Source organism: Rhodococcus sp. SMB37 (assembly GCF_004345605.1).
GTDB lineage: Bacteria > Actinomycetota > Actinomycetes > Mycobacteriales > Mycobacteriaceae > Rhodococcus.
The window spans coordinates 131,928-156,379 of the sequence record NZ_SLVY01000013.1; the positions used below are offsets into that span (position 1 = coordinate 131,928).

The following is a 24,452-nucleotide window of genomic DNA, read 5'->3' on the forward strand; positions in this document are numbered from 1 at the left end:
CCTCATCCTTCTCAATTGCGGTGTGCTCGTACTCGTCACGGTGATCGGGTCTCGTCGGCGTCGGCGAACCCGGTGAATCCGTACTGCCGGTGCGGTCCGATCACCGCGACCTCGAACAGTCCGGTGCCGACGACTGCGCTGCCGTCGTCGCCGGTGATGTGGAACCGGGCCAGGTGGTCGGTGGGGCAGAACATCAGCATCGCCGGGTCGATCTCGCGGGTGTCGCGGCGCAGCGACTGCACGACGAGGTCGCCCTGCCACATGCCGTGTCGCCAGTCGGGTTCGAGTCCGTATCCCGTGCCGATCGCCAACAGGTTCGCGACCAGCAGTTCACATTCGACGACCAGTGGATCGCGGCCGGGGCGGTGGAATGTGAGGGTCGCACCCGTGACCGTGCGGGTACCCGGCGCGAACCGCAGGGCGTGTTCGGGTCTTCCCAGCCATTCGGGTTCGGTGTCGGGCCGGATGCGGATGGCTTCCTCGAGCAGGCGGCGGCCGGTGTCGTCCTCCTGCACGATGACGACGATCGTGTCGCTGCCGAACTGCATCACCGAGTAGATCCAGAAGAATCCGGGCGTGCCGTCAGCTGCCTTGCGGCCGGGTGGTTCGGCCTCGCCGACCGGCCGTACACCCCACGATCTGTCGCGGTTGCCCCGCCACACTGCCGGGTCGACCTTGCGGCTGTGCCCGTCGACGGTCAGGGTGCCCGACCACGTGCCCGATTGCACGAACCGGGACGTGTCCATCACGACACGTTCGAGTTGCCGTAGCTTCTGCGGGTCTTCCTCCGTCGCGGGAACGTCGCCTTCGAAGGTGAGATCGAAGGACAGGTCCGCGGTCTCGGGATGCCCCGCTTCGAGCACCACGCGCAGTCGTTGCAGACCTTCGAGCACCTCCACGCGCAGCGGTCCCACCGCGGTGTCGGTTCGGTCGGTGCCGAGGGCCTTCGAGGCGCGGACGACGATGTGGTCGTTGCCGCGGCGTAGCACCGCGAATCCGTCGCACACACCGAGATTCGGATACTGGCCGAGACCGACGACGAGGAACATGTCGGCATCGTCGGACGGATAGCAGTTGAAGTAGTAGCGGTCGTAGAAGTTGCGGTCGGAGGTCGCTACCCGGCGCATCGGTTCGGCGGTCTGGTGTACCGGGTAGTCGTCGAGCGGCGACAGTGAGCCGCGCGGGTCCGCTGTCACGTCAGTGCCTCCCAGTAGGTTCCGTCGAGCATCGATTCGAGGGTCGTGCGATGCATGATCATGGCGTCGGGGTCGTCCTGCCGTCCGGAGGCCGAGTCGACGACGGACTGCCCGAAGTGCACAGCACGGGTGGCGATGCGCAGCATGATGATCGCGTGTTGCACCGCGGCGTAGCAGGTGTGGAAGTCGAGGTGCTGCGGGACGTGCCCGGTGCGCTGCGCGTAGGTGTCGGCGACGTCGTCGCGTCGCAGGAAGCCGGGCAACCCAGGGAATCCGGCGAGACCGGCGATATCCTCGAAGAACCTGTGCAGGAATATCATCCATGCCAGATCCATTTCGCGGGCGCCCGTCGCAGCGAGTTCCCAGTCGAGTACTCCGGCGGGTTCGAAGTCGTCGAACATGATGTTGCCGATGCGTGCGTCGCCCCAGCACAGCACCGCGGGTGCAGGGTCGTCGGGGACATGTGTGTCGAGCCATGTGAAGGCACGTTCGATCAGTGGGGATCGCGGCCCGGTCCGGGTGGTCCACTCGTAGTAGGCGCGTTGTGCCGCGACATGGGCACGGATCGCGTCGCCGGCGCAGCGGTGTGAGGCGAGGCCCGCGGTCGCGGGGTCGACAGTGTGGATCTGCGCGAGGACGTCCACCGTGCGGTCCTGCAGTGTGGCGCGCTGGCCGTCGGTGGCCTCGGTGACCCACGAACCGAAGTTGTAGGGCATCACATCGGGCGGCACGATGCCGTCGATGCGCGACATGACGAGGAACGGTGCGCCGAGCACGGCGGTATCGGATTCGGTCCAGTGCACCTGTGGCACGGGGATGGCGGTGGCGGCGGCCACGGCGCGCATGACGCGGGCTTGAGCGTCGAGGTCGTAGTGCGGGAACACCGGTACCGCGCTGTCGGCGGGGGCGACGCGGGCGACGAGCCGGTGGTCGGTGCCGTCCCAGCGGGCATCGAACAGCAGGGTCTCGCTGGACATGCCGTTGGATTCCGGGATGTGCACGTCGCCGACGACCGGATCGGTGACACGCTCGGCGAGCCAGGTTTGCAGGCCGGTGCGCACGACGTCGGGATCGCGGCGGGACTCGCGTGGGCGGGCGGCCTCGCCGTGGTGGGCTGTGTCGTGCGGGTCGATCGCCACGGAGGCCCCTCCCTTGCAGGTTGCAGGTTCGTGTGCCGTGTCACATCGGCACGCCAACACTAGAACACGTTCCATCTTTTTGAAAGGGAGCGTCGGGTCGTGGCGAAGACCGGCCGGGGCCGCCACACTGGAGAGTGCCGACCGTCAGGAGCAAACATGGCAGAGAACAATCCGTTCGGATTCGACCCCGAAGACATCGACCGGGTCGTCCGTGAGGCCGGAGAAGAACTGCGCGAGCTCAAGGGCCGGATCTTCGCTTTCCTCGACCAACCCGCCGCGGCGCCGCCACGGCCGCAGCCGAAGCCGCGACCCGAGACCACCGGCGACGCGGGTGACGGCGTGTGGGTCGTCTACACGGCGGATGCGGACGGCGTCGCCCGCATCGACCAGGTCTATCCCTCGGAGCTCGAAGCGCTCCGCAGTCTCAAGGGCAACACCGACCCGGCCCGGTCGGCGCGGTTCCTGCCGTTCGGAATGAGTGTGAGCGTGCTCGACCGCCAGGCCGACTCGCCGACCGAATGACCAGGACGACCTGATGACCAGGGCGGAGTAGGGCCAGGGAGGAGAACCGGGCGTGGTCAGCCGTTGTGGATGTACGACCGGAGCTGGTCGCGTTCGGCCTGTAGTTCGTCGATCCGGCTCTTGACCACGTCGCCGATACTGACGATCCCCAGCAGCTGTCCGTCGACGACGACGGGCAGGTGCCGGATGCGTCGGTCGGTCATGGTCTCGGCCAGGCTGTCCACGCTGTCGGTGGGCAGGCACATCGCCACATCGGCCGTCATGACCTCGGAAGCGGTAGCGACGAGTATCGACGGGCCCCGCTCGTGGAGCTGTCGGACGACGTCGCGCTCGGTGACGATTCCGACGACGTCGGTGCCGTCGACGACGACCATCGCCCCGATATTGTGGCGCGCGAAATCCCCGATCAGCTCACAGACCGTGGTTCCCGGGGGAACCGTCTGCACCGCTGAACCCTTGTTCCTCAAAATTTCGGCAATCCTCATCGGATACCACCGATCCGTCCCGCCGGGCCCGTTGGGCTTGTCGAGGTAGCGCTGGTCCAGTCAGGGTAGGTCCTCGGGACCCGTGCGCCGCCGAATGGTTACCTACTCGTGACCATGCGTGAGGGCAGCGGCACCCACGAGTGTTCCCAGCACACCCAACGACGCCGGCACGATCTGCAGGTCCCGGATGAACTCGAGCCGGGCCTGCCGCGCGGCGGACGCCAGCATCGGGCGCCACAGCGGTGTTCCCGATTCCGCGAAACCGCCGCCGACGACGATGAGCGAGACGTCGGTCAACGCCGCTGCAGATGCGATGACCTGGCCCAACGCAGTTCCTGCGCGCTCGAGCGCCGCTGCCGCGATACCGATCCCGTCCTGCGCCGCTGCCGCGAGCGCAGCGCCGTCCTCTCCCTCCCAGCCGCGTGCCCGCGCCCACTTCACCGCGGCGGTCCCGCTGGCCACCGTCTCGATGCAGCCCGCGCCGCCGCACGTGCACTTCTCGGATCCGTACGCCGAGACGATGTGGCCGATGTGACCGGCATTCCCGGTGCGGCCGGACACGAGGCGACCGCCGAGCACGATGCCACCGCCGATCCCGGTACCGAGCACCACCCCGAGCAGATCGTTCGTTCCACGACCGGCACCGAATCGCTGCTCGGCCAACGTTGCGGCTGCGCCGTCCATCGCCAACGCGACGTGCGCGCCGGGAAACAGGCTGCGCACAGCCTCCACCAGGGGAAATCCTGACGACCACTCGGGGATGTTGATGGAGGAGACGGTGCCGCTCCGTGTGTCGACGGGCCCGGCCGCCGCGATCCCCACTGCAGTGATCGGTTCGGCATCGGCGACCTCGCGCAGCAACGCGGCGCAGGTGTCCCACACGCCGGTCCCGGGTACGGGCACGGTCTTCGGTTCGACGGGTGTCCCGTCGTCCGCGACGAATGCCGCGGCGAACTTCGTGCCACCCACGTCGAGAGCCAATGCGGTCATGCCCGCGAGGTTAGGCGATCAGCGGCGCCGCAGCACGAGCACCAGGTTGCTCACCAGGAACTCGCGCACCCCTGGCACCTGAACGAGCGACCACGCCCACCGCGGGTGGTAACGGGGGAACGCGGCGAGCAGCTCGCCGTCGGGCGTCGACCGAGCCCAGTGGAGGCCGTCGGTGCACCCCACCTCGAACAGCGACACACCGTATCGGTTCTTCGGTTCCTTCCCGTGCTTCCGGGCATAGCGACGCGCTGCGTATTCGCCACCGAATGCGTGCCACGGACCGGTCTCGTGTCCACCGAACGGCCCCCACCACAGTGTGTATGAGAGCACCATCAGCCCGCCGGGTCGCGTCACCCGCAGCATCTCGTCGGCCATCACCCACGGCTGCGAAACATGTTCGGCGACATTCGACGACAGGCACACATCCACCGACCCGGTGCGCAGCGGCAGTGCGAGGCCCGACCCACGGATCGCGCCCCCCACCTGCAGACCGGCTGCGTGCATCTCGGACGGATCGGGCTCGATCGGCACGTAGCGCGCTTCCACCTCGGCGAATGCGTCGGCGAAGTATCCGGGTCCACCTCCGACGTCGACGACGGTGGTGCCCGCGAGGCTGTTCCCGGTCAGGCCTGTGTAGAGGTCGCCGACGAGATCGACGGTGTCGTGGGCGAGACCACCGTAGAATTTGTCGGGTGCGGTCTGTTCGAAACGGAAACTGCCGAGCAGGCCGATGGAGCGCCGCAGGGTGGCGCGGCGTTCGAACAGCCGGGTCACACGGGGAGCGGACGTGGTCTTCGATGGCACGTCGAACCACAGTAGTGCCCGCACGGCTGTGCACACCGCGGCCCTCGCCGACTCCGAAGGCCGTCGTGCACCTGCACCACGAGCACACCCGCTAGTGTGTCCGTGACATCCACCGCGTCCATACGGGCGTGCGCAATCACCGGGGGGTAATCCGCGTGCGGGAGGTTCTTCTGCTCTGCTGGCGTGACAGCGGGCACCCGCAGGGAGGCGGCAGTGAGCGCTATCTCGAGCAGGTCGGCGCGCAACTCGCTGCCCGCGGCATCAAGGTCACCCTGCGGACCGCGTCGTATCCGGGTGCGAGCAAGCGCGACACCATCGACGGTATCGTCGTCAGCCGCGGTGGCGGCCGCCTCGGGGTGTACCCGCGCGCCCTCGCTGCCATCGCCGCCGGACGCCTCGGCTTCGGCCCGCTGAAGGGCATCTGCCCCGACGTCGTCATCGACACCCAGAACGGCATCCCGTTCTTCTCCCGATTCGTCGCCGGCGCACCCGTCACCGTGCTCGTGCACCACTGCCACCGCGAGCAGTGGCCCGTCGCAGGACGCGCGATGGCGAAGCTGGGCTGGTGGATCGAATCCACGTTGTCGCCGCGAGTGCACCGCCGCAACCAGTACCTGACGGTGTCGCTGCCGTCGTCCGACGAACTGCGGATGCTCGGCGTCGACCACGACCGCATCGCGGTGGTCCGCAACGGTGCCGACGCCATCCCGGCAGAGGTCATCCCGGGCGGCGAAGACACGCGCACCGCACACCCGAGCGTGTGCGTGCTGTCACGGCTCGTGCCGCACAAGCAGATCGAGGACGCGCTCACTGCGGTCGCTGCGCTGCGCACGCGCATCCCCGGCTTGCACCTCGACGTCGTCGGAGGTGGCTGGTGGGAACAGAACCTGCGTGACGTCGCCGCCGAGCTGGGCATCGAGGATGCCGTGACCTTCCACGGCCACGTCTCCGAGGACCGCAAGCACGAGGTGCTGGCACGGTCCTGGCTGCACGTGATGCCGTCCCGCAAGGAAGGGTGGGGGCTCGCGGTGATCGAGGCCGCACAGCACGGCGTTCCCACGGTCGGATACCGCAGTTCGAAGGGCCTCACGGATTCGATCGTCGACGGCGTCACAGGTGTCCTCGTCGATTCCGCCGGCGATCTCACCGACGCGGTCGCAGAACTGCTCGGTGACGCCGAGCGCCGCACCGAGCTGGGCGACAAGGCCCGGATCAGGGCGGGTGAATTCTCGTGGGAAGCCACCGGGTCCGGTGTGCTCGAGGTGCTGGCGAACGTCGCGTCGGGGCAGCGGGCGTCAGGCCTGTTTCCTCGAATCGCGCCGGAGAAGGCCGGCAAGAGCACGGAAAAGCTCCGATACGCGGGTATGTAGACGGGTCGCGAGCATGCCGGCGGCCCCGGCGGCCACCACCAGCATCAGCAGCAGGTGCGCAAGGATCGCCACGTTCCGGCCGGTCGTCTCCCGTGCCCACGCGCCGTCGACCTGATAGAGAGCAAGGTCGTCGTCGCTGTAGACCTGGGTGAGCATGTCGAGGGTCTCCTCCGACCGGCCGTGATCGCCGGGGGTGCCGTGCTCGACCACGACCCAGCCGACACCCCGCGCCGCCAGTTCGGACGGATCCGAACCATCGAGCAGGAGACGTTCGACGTCGACGGCACGTGCGCCCTCTCCCTCCACCGCGCCGCCTTCGACGATGAGGGTTCCGGTCTGCAACACGTCGGCGCGCAGCATGCGGGGCGCCGGGTCGAGGACCGCCACCGGGCCGGAGTAGTCGAACCGGCGGAACATCCCAGTGGGCAGCACCGCGGCGTCACCCTCGCCCGCGGTGACGATGCTTGCGACCTGCTGCCATCCTTCCGGATATCGGACGGGTCGCACCTGTCCGCCGACACCCCACGCGAGGTCGGGGAGCGCACCCACTACGGCGACGACCGACAGCGCCGCCCACGCGATGTCGCTGCGGGCGCGGTCGGGAGTGAAATGCTGGCGCAACGCCCCCACCCCGGCGGCAGCGGCCACCACGTAGAGCGGCATCAGCAGCGCCACCCACTTCTGGGTGTCGCGCAGCAACCCGGCCCCGGGGACGTGCATCATCGCCCATTCCCCGAATCGCAGACCCGGTGTGGTGGCGCCGAGAGTCGTGCCGAGCACCGCGACGACCGCGACGACCGCCAGCGCGACGATCACCGGGTTGCGGCGTCGGCGCCACAGTGCCGGCAGTCCGCACGCGACCACCAAGAGCAGTAACACGGTCCCGACGAGCGCCCACGGCGTCGTGCGTGAGCCCGGAACCGCATCGGCATTCCAGATGCCGCCGAGGCCGGCGACCGACCCGATCGTGCCCAGCAGCGGCTCGGCGCGGGCAGCGAACGCACTCACACCTGCCGGGTCGGCCTCGGTGCCGCCACCGGACAGAGCTGTTGCGACGAGCCACGGCGCCGACACCGCCACGATCAGGGTGACGGCACCCACGAGCCGCCCCACCCGCGACACGCGGCCCCCGGGCATCGCGAGCACCACGACCGCGGTCACCCCGGCGAGGAGTACCCCGGTCGGGGTCAGTCCCGCGACCCCGAGCCAGAACGCAAGCGCCCACCATCCGCCCCTTGCACGTCGACGCACCGCGACCGCCGCGCAGACCGCCCACGGCAGCGCGGCGTAGCCCGCGAGGAGACTCCAGTGCCCCTGCAGCAATCGCTCGCCGACGTACGGGTTCCAGATCGCGACGGTCACCGCCGTCACCTGCGCAGGCACGCCGGAACCGGGAAGTAGGGTCGAAACGAGCTGAGCTGCACCGAATCCCGCCGCCCATAGTGTCGCGGTGAGAAGGGCGATCACTGCGACACCGCCGTCGACGACGGTCGTCACCCACGCGAGCAGCGCATCCTGAGGGACCGCGCGGGCCGCGGCGTCGGACAGCCCCAGCGCTGAATCGGTGAGATACGAGCGGGGCGTGCTCACCGCGTCGCGCAGCAGCAGATAGCCGTGTGAGGTGAACATCGGACCGAGCACGACGACGGTCAGGACAAGCGACCACAGCGCCGGAACGAACGTCGGCGGCAGTGCCGGCGCGCGTGGCGTCGCGCGATGACGGTGCAACCCCTGCGTGGACATGGCCGCAGACTACGGTGCGCACGGGTGCGAGGATGGGCGGATGCCGCCAGAGAACACGACGCGCCGCTCCGGGACCGGAACTGCGGTGGCCGGGATGACGATGGTGACCCTGGGTGCGATGACCGCCAACATTGCGTCCTACCTGCTGCATCTTCCCGCGGGACGGTGGCTCGGCCCGGCCGGGTACGGGGAATTCGCGAGCCTGCTCGCGGCGCAGCTGGTTCTCGCGGTCCCGGCACTGGCATTGCAGACCGTCATCGCGCGTGAAGCTGTGCACGGTGCCGGCACCGCGGTGCTGCGTCACCTCGGCCATCGATGCGCACTGATCGCCGCCGTCGCCGCAGTGGCCCTCGTGCCGGTGGTGTCATGGGCACTGGACACGAGCATTGCGGGTGCGTTCGGGTCGTTGGTGACGGCGCCTCTGCTGGTGCTTCTGGCGACCGAACAAGGCCTGCTGCAGGGACGTGCCCGGTTCGCTGCGCTGAGTGTCGTCCTCGCCGCTGCCGGGATCGCGAAGGTCGTCCCTGCCGTCGCGGTGCTCGCCGCGGGCGGCGGCCCGGGTGCTGCGTTGCTGGCCGGTGCGCTGGGAACGGGCGTGGTGGCGGTGGCCGCCGCGCTGTTCGTCGGTCGCGGCGAGCCCGAACACCGCGGCGAGCCCGAACACCCCGGAGACGCGGAGGCTACGCCCCGCATACCGGGAGCTGCGGCGGTGATGCGCGCGTCGCAGGTCCAGCTCGCGCTGATCGCGTTGACGTCGCTCGATCTGATGCTCGCGCGCATGCTGCTCGATGCAGACTCCGCCGGTCTCTACGCGCTCGGAGCGGTCGCGACGAAGGTCGCGTTCTGGTTGCCGCAGGCCGTGGGCGTGGTGTTGTACCCGCGGATGGCGAACCCGGCGGAGTCGGCCTCTGCGGTGCGTTCGGCCCTCGCGGTCCTCGTCGGTCTCGGCGCGGCGCTCGTCGCGGCAGCAGCGATCTGCGCGCCCCTCGTGCCCATTCTCGTCGGCGACGCCTACGAGCCCGTCCAGTCCCTACTGTGGTTGTTCGCGCTGCAGGGTGCGTGCCTCGCGGTGCTGCAGGGCGCGTTGCTGTCCGCGATTGCCGGGGATCGCACCGCGCTGGCCGGTGTTGCGTGGGTGGGCCTTGCGGTCGAAGCCGTGCTGATGGCGACGATCGCGTCGACCGTGGAGCAGTTCGTCGCGGTGGCCGTCGGTGTCGCAGGCGTTACGGCAGCGGTGGTGTCGGTGCTCGCTGTCCGCGGGGCATCCGCGGCGACGAAGTCGTCTCGGCTCGAACATGCGAACGCCGCCCCGCACCGTGAGGCGTGAGGCGGCGTTCGTTCGGCCTTGATCAGTCCTGAGTGGGGGGCTTGTTCAGGTCTGTGCGGGGAATTTCCTGCGTCTGGTCGGTGGTCCAGTCGCGCTGCTCCGGCTCCTGAGGGAGATCGGAGCGCGGAATGACCTCGGTGCGGTCGTCCGTGAAGTCGCGCTGGGTGTCGGCGGCATGCGCACCACCTGCACCGGCAGCTGCGGCCGAGGCCGGACCTGCGGGAGCCGGACGCCCCGTCGCTGCGGCACGGCGACCACCGCCGCCACCGCGGAGACCGAGGACGAAACCGACGATCAACAGGATCACGCCGAGGATTCCGGCGATGATCGGCAGGGTCTTACCGAAGAGCGACAACTGGTCCTGGCCGTCGCGGGCCTGCTCGAGCTGGAACTCGATGGTCGGTTCGTCGAACGGCAGCGTCACGTCGAGGACGGTCACCTCGGGGGTGTTCGCCTCGCGTGCGTAGTACTGGTCCTGCTGTTCCTGACCCTTGACGACGACACCGGTGATCGGGTCGACCCACAGGTCTCGGACGTTGTTGTACCAGCGGGTCATCTCGACAGGCTCGTCGCCTTCACCGACGCCCCACGTCGAGGCGGGAAGCTCCAGCTTGTAGGTCGGAGAGCTCGGGTCGGCCTCCGACATGTCGACCGGGCCGATCTCGTGCTTGAAGTGGTAGACAGGCATGCCGTTGATCTCTTCCTCACCGATGAAGTCGATGGGGAAGGTCTCACGTGCATTGATGTCGTAGTACGGGTACGACTCCTGCTTGACGTCGAAGGGGAACTTGTACTGAAGGCCTTCGCGGTTGTCGATCTCCTCGCCCGGTGAATCCGCAGACGTCTGGATCGTGCTCACCCGATCGGGGTACTCCTCCTTCGACACCGGCATCGACGACACCCGGTCGATCGTGAGGCGGTCGACGGTCGCGGACACGAGTCCGGTATCGCCCTGCATATCGAGGCGGCGCACCGTCTGACCGGCCTGGAGCGTCATGATCTCGCTGTCGGCCGGATCCTCGACGGTCACGAAGCGCTGGGCGACGATCGGGACGTCGGTATCGACCTGAGCGTTACCGGCGAGCAGCGCACGCGAATTCAGAATGTCGCCGGTGCCTTCGGCGACCGTCGTCACCTCGAGGTCGAGCGGCGTCTTCTTCAGTTTCCCGACTGTGTACGTCGGGATCAGAATTGCGACGGCCAGGAGGAATGCTCCCAGGCCCACCAGAATCATCGCCAGTATCCGGCCCGAGCTGGAACGCTCAGCCATGCTGTATCTCCTCACTCAACGGTTTCATCGAGTACCCCCACCGGCAGCAGGGCTGCACGGATCGCCTGGCATCCGACCCGCGAACACCACGTGAGCCCAGACACTAACAGTCCGGGGTTCGGTGATGCGCGCCCGCACGCCGGGGTGCCCACACTTCTCGTATCGGGCACTACACGGCACACTGGTCGCCGATGACCGCTCTCAACATTCCGTCCCGCTCCGCGTCGGGTTTTCTCCCCGCGCTGGAAGGTATGCGAGGTATTGCCGCCGTAGGCGTGCTCATCACTCATGTCGCATTCCAGACCGGAGCGGTTCACGACCCCTGGCTCGGCAGGGTGTGGGGCCGATTGGATCTCGCGGTGGCCTTGTTCTTCGCACTGTCGGGTTTCCTGTTGTGGCGCCCGCATGCAGCTGCGGCACGCGAGGAAACCGATCCTCCGTCGACTCGCCGGTACTTCTTCTCGCGCGCGGCCCGGATCCTTCCGGCCTACTGGGTGGCGGTGATCCTCATCCTGTGGCTGCTGCCCGGCGCGGGGGGTGGGCCGACGGTGTGGTGGGCCAATCTCGCGCTGGTGCAGGTGTTCGTTCCGCTGACCCTCACCGAAGGACTGACCCAGATGTGGAGTCTGTCGGTGGAGGTGGCCTTCTATCTCGTGTTGCCGCTGCTCGCGTGGTCGGTCAGTGGTCTGCGCAGTCACGCTGCTCGCTTCCGGATTCCGGTCCTGCTCGGCGCGGCCGTGTTGTCGCTGGCGTGGGTATGGGTACCCGTGTCCACGCAGGACCACATCAACCACGACAACTGGCTGCCCGGTTACCTGCCGTGGTTCGCAGCAGGCATGATCCTCGCCGAACTTGCCGCGCACCCCCCGACGTGGATGCATCGCCTCGCCGCGAAGCGGCACATCATGGCGATCGCGGCACTCGTTGCGTTCGGTCTCGCGACGACACCGCTCGCAGGCCCGGCAACCCTCACCACCCTCGAACCGTGGGAGTACAACGGCAAGATCGTGCTGGGCGCTCTCGTGAGTTTCGCGTTGCTGGCTCCGCTCGTGCTCGCGCCGCGCACCGAACACCGCATCCTCGCGAGTCCCCTCGCGCTGACGATCGGTCGCTGGTCCTACGGAATCTTCATCTGGCATCTCGCCGTGCTTGCGGTCGTCCTGCCGGTGTTCGGCATTCCCGCGTTCCAGGGTCGCTTCTGGTTCGTGCTGACCGTGACGGTCGTGCTGAGTGTCGCGGTGGCGTCCGTGAGCTACGCGTTCGTCGAAGAACCTGCGCGACGGACGTTCCGTCGCTGGGAACGCCGCCGCCAGAACTCGGGTACCTCCACAGCGCGGGCCGCCGCGACACCGACTGCGACCAATCCGACCAGCGCCGCGAACTGAATCAGGTACGAATGTCCGACGTAGCCGTCGGGTGAGCGCCACGGCCCCGTCGACAGCAAGGCCATCGCGAGCATCGTCGACCCACCTGCGATGCCGACGAGCATCCGCGACGCGGTCGTCGAACCCCGACGCGCGGCCACGGCGATGGCACCTACCGTGCCGACGGCCGTCACTGCGACCCCCGCAGCGCCGGCTACGACGAAGGAGGCGAGTGCGACCCCGATGAGCGCAGCGGTCGTCGAATGCCACGTCCGCGGTGCGGGACCGGGGTCGGGTACAGCGCGGCGGCGGGGCAGGAACGCGAGTGCGAACAACGGAATCAGCAGCAGAAGACCCCCGAAGATCCCCAGGCGATACCAGCGGTCGGTCGCGAATTCGAGGGTGACGGTGCCTTCCGTTCCCGCAGGCACGATCCAGCCCTGCTGCCATCCGTCCGCGACGACCGGCGTCAGCTCGGTGCCGTCCGGCGCGGAGGCGACCCATCCGACGTTCGTGCTCTCCGGCACCACGATCAGCTGATCGGAGTCGGACGCGGGTACCTGCAGTTCACGCAGGTTCTCGGTCCACGCGCCCATCTCGAGTTCCACGGGATCGGTGCGTGGCGGTTCCGCACCTACGAGCGGCAACTGCAGGCTCGACGCCACGAACGCGGTGCCCGGCTCGACGTCCACATCGATCCGGCCCGCCGACATCCCGACCGCGTCGGTGTCGCACAGGGTGGCCGGCACCTCCGCACCTTCCGCGAGGTCGCGGACCGACCCGGTGACCGAGGTGCGGTAGCTGCGGCCCTCGATCGTGATCACGGGTCCGGCCTCGCACCCGACGGTGACGACGCGGTCGTAGATCGAATCCTGTGCGCCGATCGGTCCGTCCTCACCGAGGACGGTGATCTCGGCGAGACCCGGCGGCGTCTCCTTCGAGAACCCGAGGATCGTGCGATCGATCATGTCGTCGTGATCGACGAGGGTGAATTGCACTCGGTCGGTGAGGTGCGGCGTCAGCTCGATCTCGGTGGAGTCCTCGTCGAGTTCCCGGACCTGCGGGCCGTTCCCGAGGTTCACCGCGACCCGGGTGGGTGTGGCGGGAAGCGCTCCCAGCGACGTCGCGAGATCGAGACCCGTCACCACCTGCGGTGACGGCAGTTCGAGCGTCAGCGTGGGGTGCGGTGCGCCGGGTTCGAGGGATTTCTCCTCCGCGGTCCACGACGTGCGCGGATCTCCGTCGGTGGCGGCGAACGCCGAGCCCTGCAGATCCACCACGTCGGCGGCGCCGCGCGCGACGACCCGATCGGACCGGTCGATCACCTCGTCGAGTGCCGGTCCGGGGCGGGCCCGCACCCACAATTGCGGGGCCACCCACGACTCGGTCGGAACGTTCAGGGTGCGGGTGAACAGGTTCGGTTCCTCCGGCGCGGTCGCCAACCCGAACGCGCACCGCACTCGGTCGGGGGTGTCGACGCAACTACCGCGACCCGGAAACTCCTGCCGAAGATCCCAGCCGCGCACCGAGGCACCGTCAGCGGGGCCGGGCACGACGATGTGTCGCCGGATGTCGAGGAACTGTGGGTCGGCGCGGTTCGTGTGGTCTTCGAGCGCGACCTCGGACAACCCGAACTGGTTGCCGCGTCGGCCTCCCTCGGCATACGTCGCGGTGATCCGGATCCACGTCGTCGTGCCCAGCGGCAGCGCCACGGTCTGCGGGGTGCCCGGCTTCTCGACGCGTACGGCGGTACTTCCCCGGTCGGTGGTCACCTCGAGCCACTTCACCGGCGCACCCAACGCGCCCGAACTCGTCGTCAGGTGCAGGATGCCCGCGTCGATGGGGGTGTCGAGGTCGAGTTGCAGCCATTGCCCGATCGCGGATTCGAGGCCGTTGCTGTGCCAGCCGGTGGTGGGGTCGCCGTCGATCGCGGCGGCCGGGCTGCTGCCGACCGATGTCCCGCCGAGTTGCGTGGCATCCGACGCCGCGCTCGACACACTGATCCGTGCGCCGTCCCATTCGGCCTGCACGAGTTCGGTGTCGGGCACGGGATAGTCGGGCACCAGATTGTGTGTGCGTCGGTCGTCGCCCTCGGCGCGGATAGTCGACGAATGGTGATCGACCTGCCCGTAGTCGGTTTCCCGATCGGTGGGGGTGTCGGTCACGGTCAGCGTGTCCGGTTCCCGTCCCGCGCGTGCGCTGTCCGCCGCGAACAACCTCGGACCCACATGCGTGGGATCGGTGGTGTTCAGGCTCAGCAGCGCCTCGGGTCCGCCCTGCACGATGGGCACCGACGCGGCGTCCACCGCATAGGGCCCGACAGGCGCGTCCGCAGGTTCGTCGACCCGGTAGATCTCGACCGCCCGATACACCGGGCGCAGATCGGCGTCGGCGACGACATCGCCGGGCTGGACGCGTTCGATCTCCGAGCCGAACTCGGCGACCCTCTCGATGCCCGGTGATCCCTCGACGGCCCGGTGCACCAGCGCCGGACGTGCCGCAGGGGACGTTTCGGGATCGAGATCGTTGCGCACCACCAGGTACCCGATTCCCATGCTGCGCAGTGTCGCCGCGAGCCCGGGCGACGGACGACCGTCGGCGATGAGCCGCTGCACGGAGTCGAGGGCCCGGATCGCGCCCGGCGGCACCAACGGCACCGCGTCGCGTGAGGCCCACGGCGTGGACGCGAGAGCCTGGATCGGCTCGTCGCGGGTCAATCCCCAGATCTGGCTGCCGAACGGCGCCCCGGGCAGGAGCAGGGCGCGTTCACCGCGCTCGTCGGTGTGCTCGTCGAGCCACTGCGCTGTCTCGCTCCAGTACCCGGGCACCTCGTCGTATGCGCCGCGAGGCGCGAGCTTGCCCGTCCACGCGAGCGACGTCGCGAGGGTCGCGGCGACGAGGACCAGGGTGGAGAAGGCGACCATCGGGTTGCGTTCGGGATGCGCGAACGCGGTGCGGGCGCGGCGCCACGGCACCGAACCGGGCAGCGGCACCCACCGCAGCAGATGCGCCAGTCCGAGGGCGAGCGGGAGCCGCACGAGGGGCTCGAGTTTGTGTACGTTGCGCAGCGGTGCGCCGGTGGAATCGAGGAACAGGCGCACCTGGTCGGCCAGCGGGGAACTCAGCTCACCGACGTATCCGGCGCCGAGACCCGCGACACCGACGAACAGGATCAGCGTCCACCGGCCGCGCGCCGGCATCGTCCGCATCGCCAGGCCCGCGAGACCTGCGGCGGCGAGCAGACCGGTGACGAGCACCGCGGCGGGCTGGGTGACGAGCACGGCACCGGCGATGCGTTCCGGCGACACGAACGGTGTCCAGCTGCTGGTGCCGCGCAGCACCTCGGCCAGCGACGTCCATTCGGTCGTCACCCCGGACGACTCGATGAAGTCGAGGAACGGGGGACTGACCCTGCCGAGCAGCAGCAGCGGCACCATCCACCACGTCACCGCGACCACGCACAACGGCAGCCACCACACGGTGAAACGCCACCAGCGTCGGTTCGGTCGGTGCGCGATCCACCACAGGCCCGCGACGAGGCACGCCGCAGCGGTGGCGACGGCGTTGATCGCACCCATCAGCGCGACGGCGGCGGCGGACTGTGCGGCGAGAACACGGTGCGACACCGCATCCCGCCCGTTCAGATATCGCACCAGCGGCAGCAGCACCCACGGCGCGAGCATCAGCGGATGCGCTTCCGACGAGATGGATCCGAGGGTCGTCAGGACACGCGGCGACAACACGAACACGGTCGCCGCGATCACCCGCGAGCCACGGCTGCCGACACCGAGTGCTTCCGCGAGCCGGACAAGACCCCAGAAACCCGCGACGAGCAGCAGCGCCCACCACAGACGCTGCGTGATCCACGGGGGAATGTGCAGGAGCTGCCCGAGAGCGAAGAACGAACCGTGCGGGAAGAAGTACCCGTACGCCTGGTTCTGCACCTGCCCGAGCGGCGCCAGGCTGCTCCACTGGTGAGCGGCGCGCGTGAGGAAACCGATCGGGTTCTGCGTCAGGTCGTACTTGGTGTCAGCAACAATCAGGCCGGGGACCTGCGCGAAAGACAGAACGAGCGCGGCGGCGGCGACAACATACAGCCACCGCCGCGACAGTGGTTCCGCGTTCGGTGAAGACTCGGCGCCGGAAGGTTCCGCAGCGCCGTGCGTACGTGAACTCGAAGCGTTGCCGGCGCCGTCAGCGGCTGCCGTACTCAACCTGGTTCAGGAGGGACGAGTCGGCGTTGCCGGTGCGATCGATCTCGGGACGAGAGTTCTCGGATACCGCAGCCGTGACTCCGAATACGGCGACAGCACCGACCACGACGCCGGCCACCGCGCTGATCAAGCCTGGCCCCAGGAACTTCCCCATACCCAACTCCCCATCATCGATCGACTGACGTCGTTTGGTTCCGCGTCAAGGTATCACTCCGGAAAGCCGAGGCGGTGCCAGCGCACCGGCCGAACCGCTCAGAGTCCGATGGTGCCCAGCAATGTGCGCAGCTTCGCGGTGGTCTCGGCGAGTTCGTCGTCCGGATCGGACTCCGCGACGATGCCGCCGCCGGCCCACGCGACGGCCCGCAACCCGTCGGAGCTGATCTCGGCGCAGCGGAGCGCTACGAGCCAGTCGCCGTCGCCGTTCGAATCGCACCAGCCGACCGCACCGCCGTAGAAGCGGCGGTCGCCTTCCGTTGCGCGGATCGCCGCGAGAGCCGACTCGGTAGGCGTTCCGGCGACGGCGGGTGTGGGGTGGAGGGCCGCGGCCACGGTGAGCGCATCGGTGCCCGGATCGCGCAGTGTCCCGGTGATCGGGGTCGCGAGGTGCCACACGTCCGGCGTCGACGTCAGCTCGGGTCCGGCGGGAATGTCGAGGTCGCTGCACAGCGGGGCCAGCCGCGCTCGGATCCAGTCGATGACGAATGCGTGCTCGGCCCGGTTCTTCGTCGACCTCAGCAGCTCTTCACCGGCCTTGCGGTCGGCATCCGGATCGGCCTGGCGGGCGGCGGTGCCGGCGAGCGGACGGCACGTCACTCTCTCACCGCGCACACTGACCAGCAGCTCCGGACTCGCGCCGACCAGGGTGTGACCCCAGTACCGATCTTCCGAGGCGCTGAGATCGAGCGCATAGGTCGTCGCCTCGGGGTGGCGTTCGATCATGCGTGCGGCCAGTGACAACGGGTCGATCGGTTCGTCGGCCTCGAGCGCCACGCGCCGGGCGGCAACCACCTTGTCGAACTCGCCGAGCTCGAGCCGTTCGATGAGCGAACGCACCCGCGCGACGTGAATGCGGGGGAGGGGGATCTGCGCGGTCATCCGCACCGAAGGCAGATCGGGAAGGTCGGCGGGGGCGTCCCACGGTCCGTCGGTGATGTCGACGGTCTCGGGTTCGGTCAGCGCGACTGCCCGGTCCGGGTTGAACGGCAGAGCTCCGGCAATCAGATCGGCCTTGCCGCGGCGCAGAGCCGTCGACGCCGTGGTGACATCGGAGAACAGGCGCCGCGTTCCGATGGCGTGAACAGAGCGATCGGCGCGCGAGAGCAGGAATCCGTCCATGGTGTGACGACGATATCGTCCGCACGCCATTTCTCTTGTAGTGCGGGCGGATTCTGTGAGGTGGTCGTCAGCGGCCGGGCGGCACGATCAGGACGGGTCGGTGGCTGTGGCGGAGCACGTGGTCGGCGACCGAGGACTGCAGCAGCGAACGTAGCCCCGTGGTGCCGCGGGTGCCGGTGACGATGATGTCGACGTCCAGTTCGTCGGCGGCCTCGATGATCGCCGCCCACACCGCGTTGACGACCTCGACGGTGCGGCCCTCGGCATGCAGGCCGAGAGAGTTGGCCAGTTCGAGGCCCTCCCGGTTGGTCACCTTCGCGTCGGAGAGCGCTACGTCCTCGTTCTCTTCGTCCGGTACCCACTCGGGTTGCATGACGCCCGAAAGCCCGGACATCCGCGCGGCCTGGCGGACCATCGGCTCCCAGGCGGTGACGACGATGGCACGGCACGATTCGAGGAAGCGACCCGCGTATTGCACGGCGCGCTTGGAATTCTCGGATCCGTCGTAAGCGATGAGGATCAGGTCTGCGGCCAACGTGCACTCCTCCAGGTCGTGTACGTGAAAGCTCTCGTATCGGCGGTGGTTGCGTGCACGATACCTCGCTCAGCGGGTGGTGGGGAGGCCCCTCACCCGAGTCGGCTACCGTCGACGACCATGCGGATCCGACACAGCTTCGCCGTCGTCCTCGCCTCGGCACTCGCGGTCACGGCCTGCGGTACCGGCGACACCGCCGACGCCCCGGCGTCGGAGTCGTCCGCGACCCTCGAATCGACGGCAGGTCAGTCGTCGACGGTGGCACAGTCGTCGAGCGACACCTCGGCGTCGGCCGCGTCCCGGCCTACGGTGTGCGGCGACGAACTGCTCGCGTCGCTGTCACTGCGTCAGAAGCTCGCGCAGCTGCTCAATGTCGGTGTCACCGGTGCCGACGACGCGCTCGCGATGATCCAGGCGGAACAGATCGGCGGCATCTTCGTCGGTAGCTGGACCGACCCGGCGATGCTCGCGGAACGTCAGATCCCCGGGGTCGCGGCGCAGAGCCCGCTGCCGCTGATGGTGACGATCGACGAAGAGGGCGGCCGCGTGTCGCGGGTGGGTGAACTCCTCGGTCCCGACCCGTCGGCCCGTGCCACGGCGCAGAGCATGACCGTCGACGAGACCTACCAGATGGCTCTCGAGCGGGGCCACGAGTTGCGTGAGCTCGGCATCACCGTCGACTACGCACCCGATGTCGACGTGAGCAGCCAGCCCGACAACTCCGTGATCGGCGACCGTTCCTACTCCGACGACCCGGCAGTCGTCACCGACTATGCCGGGGCGTACGCGCGTGGTCTGCAGGATGCCGGTGTGATGCCGGTGCTGAAGCACTTTCCCGGCCACGGCTCGGCGTCGGGGGACTCGCACACCGGAGCCGTGACCACGCCGCCGCTCGACGAACTCGTCGCGAAGGATCTCGTGCCCTACCGGGACCTCGTCTCGTCCGACGTCGGGGTGATGCTCGGGCACCTGGACGTTCCCGGCCTGACCGACGGCCTGCCCGCGAGTATCAGCCCCGCCGCGGTGGATCTGCTGCGCACGGGCACGGGTTACGGCGGTCGTCCGTTCGACGGAATGATCTTCACCGACGATCTGTCGGGGATGCAGGCGATCACCGACTCCTACCCGATCACCGAGGCAGTCGAGGCCGCATTGGTCGCGGGCGTCGACCAGGCGTTGTGGCTGACCACCGATCAGGTTCCGGCGGTCCTCGATCACCTCGAGCAATCGGTGGCCTCGGGCGAGCTACCCGCAGCGCAGGTCGACGAGTCCGTGCGCACCGTCGCGCGTGCCAAGGGTGCGCTCGACTGCTGAGAACGCGTCGATCCCGCGGTGGACTCCGGTTCCCTACCGTAGAGTAAGAACTTGTTCGTCACGTAGGTGTTGGAGGGGTCATGGCCGGCGGTACCAAGCGACTGCCCCGCGCGGTGCGGGAGCAACAGATGCTCGACGCCGCTGTGGATGTGTTCTCCGAAAACGGGTTTCACGACACGTCGATGGATGCGATCGCAGCGCGCGCATCGATCTCGAAGCCGATGCTCTATCTCTACTACGGATCGAAGGACGAACTGTTCGCCGCGTGCATCAGCCGAGAAGGGCAGGCGTTCGTCGAAGCACTGAAGCCCGCCGGCGACCTGTCGCTGTCGCCGCGGGAACAGCTGCGCGTGGCTTTGGAGTCGTTCCTCGGTTTCGTCGACGCCCACCGAAACTCGTGGATGGTGCTCTACCGCCAGGCATTCGGGCAGCAGGCGTTCGCCGGACAGGTGCAGAACAGCCGCGACCAGTTGATCGAACTGACCGCCCATCTCCTCGAATCCAGCACGCGCGACCCGGAACCCGGTACCGATTTCCAGATCATGGCCGTCGCGCTCGTCGGGGCGGGCGAAGCGGTCGCCGACCGTATCGCAGGCGGCGAGATCGACGTCGAGAAGGCCGCCGATCTTCTCGAGAACCTCGCGTGGCGCGGTCTTGCGGGCAGGAAGAAGTCCGACCAGCAGGGCTGATCGGACTTCTTCCTCGGAGTGTGCGCCGGGACGCCCCCATCGCGCCCCGGCACACCGGAACTCAGCGCAGGGTTGCGGTGAGGTGCGGGTACTGCTTCTTCGGGTGCCGCACCGCGAGATCCCAGCCGCCGGCCTTTCCGTCCTGGTCGCCGTCACGCTGCGCGTAGAGGCTCAGCGACGACGGCAGGAGTACCGGCTTGCCGAACCGCACCGAATAGGTGACCTTCTCGGGGATCCGTCCCTCCACCAGCGACAGGGTGGCTGCGGCTGTCCACATACCGTGCGCGATGGACTTCGGGAACCCGAAGGCCTTGGCGCCCAGCGACGACACGTGGATCGGATTGCGATCGCCCGAGACCGCCGCGTACTTGTCGATCGTCTTCTGATCGACACGCAGCGTGGCGGTGGGTACGGCCGGGATCTCCTCGGTCTTCGGTTCCGGCTTCGGCTCATCCGACAGCGACGTGCGCTGCTGATGCAGGAACGTCGAGGTCTGACGCCATACCGTCTCACGTCCCACATTGACGACGGTGACGAGATCGACCAGCAGACCCTTGCGGTGTTCACGCATGTTCTCGGCGTGCACGCGCAGGTCGAGCGGCTCGGTGACGGAGATCGGCCGCACTTGCTCGATCACGTTCTCGGCATGCACCGAACCGATCGCCGCGAACGGAAATCCCTTGGACACCATCAGTTTCATCACGAGCGGGAACGTGAGGATGAACGGGTACGTCAGCGGCAACGTGTCGCCGAAACGCAGGCCGCACACCTTTGCGTACTCGGCGAGGTTGTCGGGATCGACCCGCAGCCCTCGGAGCACCAGCGTGTCGTCGGGCAGCGAATCGCCGGATGCCCCCACGACCGGCAGCGCCGACAGCACGGCGCGACCGTAGACGTCGAGGATCGACGGGCTCTCCGACAGTTCGATCTCGCTCATCAAGCCCCCAGCATGGACTGGCCGCAGACACGCACGACCTGCCCGGTGACGGCGCTCGACGCGGGGCTTGCAAACCACGCCACGGTCTCGGCGACATCGACGGTCTCGCCGCCCTGGCTCAGCGAGCTCATCAGTCGGCCACCCTCGCGGGTCGCGAGCGGGATCGCGGCGGTCATCGCGGTCTCGATGAAGCCCGGCGCAACGGCGTTGATGGTGATGTTCTTCGTCGCGAGCACGGGCGCGGTGGCCTGCACGAGGCCGATGACGCCGGCCTTGGATGCGCCGTAGTTGGTCTGCCCGCGGTTGCCCGCGATGCCTGCGATCGACGACACGTCGATCACGCGGCCACCCTCCTTCAGAGCGCCCTTCTCGACGAGGACCTCGGTGATCTTCTGCGGGGCAATGAGGTTCACTGCCATCACGGAGTTCCACTTGCCGCCGTCCATGTTGGCGAGCAGCTTGTCGCGGGTGATGCCGGCGTTGTGGACGATGATGTCGGCGCCGCCGTGGCGCTCGAGCAGATGTGCGGCGAGCTTGTCGCCGGCATCGGCAGCGGTGACGTCGACGGGGAAGGACGTGCCACCCACCCGGTTGGCGGTCTGCGACAGAGCTTCACCGGCAGCCGGGACGTCTGCTGCGATGACGGTCGCGCCGTCGCGGGCGAGGACCTCGGCGATCGTCGCGCCGATGCCGCGCGCGGCACCGGTGACCACCGCGACCTTGCCTGCGAGCGGTCTGTCCCACGACTCGGGGGCGGTGGCGTCGCCGTCGCCGACACGGACGACCTGGCCGTCGACGAACGCCGACTTGGCGGACAGCAGGAATCGCAGCGTCGACTCGACGCCGGACAGAGCGGTCGAGGCCTTCGGTGAGACGTAGACGAGCTGGGCGGTGCCGCCGCGACGCAGCTCCTTGCCGAGGCTGCGCGTGAAGCCTTCGAGTGCGCGCTGCGCGATCTGCTCGTCGACGGACGCAGCTTCCTCGGGCGTGGTGCCGAGGACGACGACGCGGCCGCTGGGGGCGAGACTGCGGATTACCGGCTGGAAGAACGTGAAGAGCTGTTCGAGGCCCGCGGCGTCGCTGATACCGGTAGCGTCGAACACGAGAGCGCCGAACTCGGTGTCGGCCGGGTCGGCGAACGTGTAGTCGCGCAGCAGTGTGCGGATCGGTTCCACGAGGCGACCGTTGCCGCCGAGGAGGACGGGGCCGGGGAGCGCGGGCTCACCGGGCTGGTAGCGGCGAAGCTTCTCGGGCTGTGGCAGACCGAACTGCTTCGCGAGGAAAGAGCCGGGTGCGGACGAGATGAGCTGGGAATAGAGCTTGGGGGCGCCCTTGGCGTCAGCCACGTTTCCACCTTCTTCGAATTCGGTCGTCGATGCTGTAGTCGACAACTAACTTACTCCTGAGTAAGAATAGTAGCCACAGTTCGAGTCCATCTGAATGCGGGAGATGCCAGTGACCACCAATGCCCGATCCACGCAGCTGCGTCGCGTCGCCGTCCTCGGTGGCAACCGGATCCCGTTCGCGCGTTCGGACCGCAGGTACGCACGGGCGTCCAACCAGGACATGTTCACCGCAACCCTCGACGGTCTCGTCAGCCGCTTCAACCTGCAGGGCGAGCGCCTCGGAGCCGTCGTCGGCGGGGCAGTGCTCAAGCACAGCCGCGATTTCAATCTCGTGCGCGAGAGTGTCCTCGGCAGCGCCCTGAGCCCCTACACCCCAGCGTGGGATCTGCAGCAGGCATGCGGCACGGGTCTGCAGTCGATCATCTCGGTGGGCGACGCGATCGCCGCGGGGCGAATCGAGGCCGGCGTCGGCGGCGGCGTCGACACCACCTCCGATGCCCCGATCGCGGTGAGCAACCCGCTGCGCGAGTTCCTGCTCTCGCTCAACCGCGCCCGCACGACAGCCGATCGCGTCAAACTGCTCGGCAACGTGCGTCCGTCCATGCTCGGCATCGAGATCCCGCGCAACGGCGAGCCGCGCACCGGTCTGTCGATGGGCGACCACGCCGCGATCACCGCGAAGGAATTCGGGATCCGCCGCGAAGGCCAGGACGAACTCGCCGCCGCGAGCCACCACAACATGGCCGCCGCGTACGACCGCGGATTCTTCGACGACCTCGTCACCCCGTTCCTCGGGCTGACCCGCGACGACAACCTGCGCCCCGATTCGTCGGTCGAGAAGCTGTCGACGTTGAAGCCGGTGTTCGGCACCAAGCTCGGCGACGCCACGATGACAGCGGGGAACTCCACCCCGCTCACCGACGGCGCGTCCGCGGCACTGCTGTCCACCGAGGAATGGGCCGCAGAGCGGAACCTGCCGGTTCTCGCATACTTCGTCGATTCCGAGACTGCCGCCGTCGACTACGTCCACGGCGGCGACGGGCTGCTCATGGCACCCACCTACGCCATTCCGCGTCTGCTGCAGCGCAACGGCCTCACCCTGCAGGACTTCGACTTCTACGAGATCCACGAGGCGTTCGCGTCGGTGGTCCTCGCCACACTGCAGGCGTTCGAGTCGGAGGAGTACTGCAAGCAGCGCCTCGGCCTCGACGCTCCGCTCGGATCGATCGACCGCAGCAAGCTCAACGTCAACGGATCCTCGCTCGCCGCGGGCCACCCGTTCGCCGCGACCGGCGGCCGCATCGTCGCTGCTCTCGCAAAGATGCTGTACGAGAAGAAGCAGGAGACCGGCAAGCCCGCTCGCGGCCTCATCTCGATCTGCGCTGCAGGTGGCCAGGGTGTGACGGCAATTCTCGAAGCGTGATCTCTCGGCGACGTCGGACGCATTCGGGAAATTCGTTCCGAATGCGTGTAACACCTCCGTCGACACGGCGATAGAACAGACGACCCTGCTGGGCTACCTGACCCCCGACCTGGTAGCCCAGCAGGGTCTTTGCGTGTTCCGCCCGTAGACCGTTCAAGTCCGGGCGTTACCCTGGAGAACCGGTATCCGGCGCGCAGCATACGACGAGCGTGCCCCGTCTGAAGGGACATCGGTGAGCGGCAACAACGGGACGAACGAGCCCGAGGCTACACACGACGACGTTCTCCCGACCCAGCCACATTCGCAGGCGGCGCCCTCTGCCGATGCTGCGGCGGAGGTCGATGCTGTCGCAGAGCAGGAAGGTGCCGCTGCGACACCGGAGGTGAGCGATTCGGATGGGTCCGAGGCGGCCACGACACCCGTTCGTCGTGCAGCACCCACGGAACCGG

Annotated in this window: 19 protein-coding genes and 1 pseudogene; 7 read left to right on the plus strand and 13 right to left on the minus strand. The window is 68.4% G+C overall.

The features are described 5' to 3' along the window. Positions 1–35: 35 nt before the first annotated feature. Positions 36–1,196, minus strand: coding sequence for a hypothetical protein (locus EV641_RS20280; protein ID WP_132474102.1), 1,161 nt, complete (start codon positions 1,194–1,196; stop codon positions 36–38). After that, positions 1,193–2,335, minus strand: a complete 1,143-nt coding sequence (locus EV641_RS20285; protein ID WP_241997373.1) for a phosphotransferase family protein — start codon at positions 2,333–2,335, stop codon at positions 1,193–1,195. The genes EV641_RS20280 and EV641_RS20285 overlap by 4 nt, the downstream gene beginning before the upstream one ends. Before the next feature lie 156 nt (positions 2,336–2,491). On the opposite strand from EV641_RS20285, the gene EV641_RS20290 reads away from it, so the two are divergent. Then, complete coding sequence (locus EV641_RS20290; RefSeq protein ID WP_054720711.1) at positions 2,492–2,857, plus strand: hypothetical protein; 366 nt, start codon at positions 2,492–2,494, stop codon at positions 2,855–2,857. A 56-nt stretch (positions 2,858–2,913) separates the two neighbouring features. On the opposite strand, the gene EV641_RS20295 is transcribed toward EV641_RS20290, so the two are convergent. From EV641_RS20295 to EV641_RS20305, 3 genes are all read right to left on the minus strand, one after another. After that, on the minus strand, positions 2,914–3,342 hold the full coding sequence (locus EV641_RS20295) for a CBS domain-containing protein (protein WP_054720713.1): 429 nt from the start codon (positions 3,340–3,342) through the stop codon (positions 2,914–2,916). Between the two features lie 102 nt (positions 3,343–3,444). Beyond that, positions 3,445–4,332: an ROK family protein gene (locus EV641_RS20300; protein WP_132474106.1), complete on the minus strand. Its 888-nt coding sequence runs from the start codon at positions 4,330–4,332 to the stop codon at positions 3,445–3,447. Between the two features lie 18 nt (positions 4,333–4,350). Next, positions 4,351–5,106, minus strand: a complete 756-nt coding sequence (locus tag EV641_RS20305; protein WP_132474184.1) for a class I SAM-dependent methyltransferase — start codon at positions 5,104–5,106, stop codon at positions 4,351–4,353. Positions 5,107–5,291: 185 nt separating this feature from the next. Here EV641_RS20305 and EV641_RS20310 point away from each other — a divergent pair, with 185 nt between their 5' ends. Beyond that, a complete protein-coding gene (locus tag EV641_RS20310; RefSeq protein WP_132474108.1) occupies positions 5,292–6,506 on the plus strand; it encodes a glycosyltransferase family 4 protein in 1,215 nt (404 codons plus the stop codon). Here EV641_RS20310 and EV641_RS20315 read toward each other — a convergent pair. After that, a complete protein-coding gene (locus EV641_RS20315) occupies positions 6,432–8,135 on the minus strand; it encodes a hypothetical protein (protein WP_241997381.1) in 1,704 nt (567 codons plus the stop codon). The genes EV641_RS20310 and EV641_RS20315 overlap by 75 nt on opposite strands. A gap of 154 nt (positions 8,136–8,289) precedes the next feature. Between EV641_RS20315 and EV641_RS20320 the strand changes: the two genes are divergently transcribed. Then, on the plus strand, positions 8,290–9,576 hold the full coding sequence (locus tag EV641_RS20320; RefSeq protein WP_132474110.1) for a polysaccharide biosynthesis protein: 1,287 nt from the start codon (positions 8,290–8,292) through the stop codon (positions 9,574–9,576). A 22-nt stretch (positions 9,577–9,598) separates the two neighbouring features. Here EV641_RS20320 and EV641_RS20325 read toward each other — a convergent pair whose 3' ends face one another. Further along, positions 9,599–10,846 carry a DUF3068 domain-containing protein gene (locus tag EV641_RS20325; RefSeq protein ID WP_158289198.1) on the minus strand — a complete coding sequence of 416 codons (1,248 nt, stop codon included), beginning with the start codon at positions 10,844–10,846 and terminating at the stop codon, positions 9,599–9,601. A gap of 251 nt (positions 10,847–11,097) precedes the next feature. On the opposite strand from EV641_RS20325, the pseudogene EV641_RS20330 reads away from it, so the two are divergent. After that, positions 11,098–12,078 (plus strand): annotated as a pseudogene (locus EV641_RS20330) (acyltransferase); the annotation flags it as partial. 20 nt (positions 12,079–12,098) lie between these two features. On the opposite strand, the gene EV641_RS20335 reads toward EV641_RS20330, so the two are convergent. The 4 genes from EV641_RS20335 to EV641_RS20350 all read right to left on the minus strand — a co-directional run bounded on the left by EV641_RS20335 (position 12,099) and on the right by EV641_RS20350 (position 18,294). After that, entirely contained in the window at positions 12,099–16,424 is a 4,326-nt protein-coding gene (locus EV641_RS20335) for an alpha-(1->3)-arabinofuranosyltransferase (RefSeq protein ID WP_132474112.1), read from the minus strand. Continuing rightward, positions 16,405–16,578 carry a DUF2613 domain-containing protein gene (locus EV641_RS20340; protein ID WP_132474114.1) on the minus strand — a complete coding sequence of 58 codons (174 nt, stop codon included), beginning with the start codon at positions 16,576–16,578 and terminating at the stop codon, positions 16,405–16,407. Before EV641_RS20340 ends, EV641_RS20335 begins: the two co-directional genes overlap by 20 nt. A gap of 98 nt (positions 16,579–16,676) precedes the next feature. Beyond that, positions 16,677–17,759, minus strand: coding sequence for an isochorismate synthase (locus EV641_RS20345; protein ID WP_132474116.1), 1,083 nt, complete (start codon positions 17,757–17,759; stop codon positions 16,677–16,679). A gap of 67 nt (positions 17,760–17,826) precedes the next feature. Next, a complete protein-coding gene (locus EV641_RS20350; RefSeq protein ID WP_054718659.1) occupies positions 17,827–18,294 on the minus strand; it encodes a universal stress protein in 468 nt (155 codons plus the stop codon). A gap of 120 nt (positions 18,295–18,414) precedes the next feature. On the opposite strand from EV641_RS20350, the gene EV641_RS20355 reads away from it, so the two are divergent. Together EV641_RS20355 and EV641_RS20360 are read left to right on the plus strand one after the other, a co-directional pair. Further along, the gene (locus tag EV641_RS20355; protein WP_054718656.1) at positions 18,415–19,608 is read left to right on the plus strand and encodes a glycoside hydrolase family 3 N-terminal domain-containing protein; all 1,194 of its coding nucleotides are present in this window, start codon (positions 18,415–18,417) and stop codon (positions 19,606–19,608) included. Between the two features lie 80 nt (positions 19,609–19,688). Then, positions 19,689–20,297, plus strand: coding sequence for a TetR/AcrR family transcriptional regulator (locus EV641_RS20360; protein ID WP_054718653.1), 609 nt, complete (start codon positions 19,689–19,691; stop codon positions 20,295–20,297). A gap of 61 nt (positions 20,298–20,358) precedes the next feature. On the opposite strand, the gene EV641_RS20365 is transcribed toward EV641_RS20360, so the two are convergent. Both EV641_RS20365 and EV641_RS20370 read right to left on the minus strand, forming a co-directional pair. After that, the gene (locus EV641_RS20365) at positions 20,359–21,234 is read right to left on the minus strand and encodes a MaoC/PaaZ C-terminal domain-containing protein (RefSeq protein WP_132474118.1); all 876 of its coding nucleotides are present in this window, start codon (positions 21,232–21,234) and stop codon (positions 20,359–20,361) included. Then, positions 21,234–22,580 (minus strand): 3-oxoacyl-ACP reductase, encoded by a 1,347-nt coding sequence (locus EV641_RS20370; protein ID WP_132474120.1) that lies wholly within the window; start codon positions 22,578–22,580, stop codon positions 21,234–21,236. Before EV641_RS20370 ends, EV641_RS20365 begins: the two co-directional genes overlap by 1 nt. Before the next feature lie 103 nt (positions 22,581–22,683). Here EV641_RS20370 and EV641_RS20375 point away from each other — a divergent pair, with 103 nt between their 5' ends. Next, the gene (locus EV641_RS20375) at positions 22,684–24,003 is read left to right on the plus strand and encodes an acetyl-CoA C-acetyltransferase (protein ID WP_132474190.1); all 1,320 of its coding nucleotides are present in this window, start codon (positions 22,684–22,686) and stop codon (positions 24,001–24,003) included. The last annotated feature ends 449 nt before the right edge of the window (positions 24,004–24,452 follow it).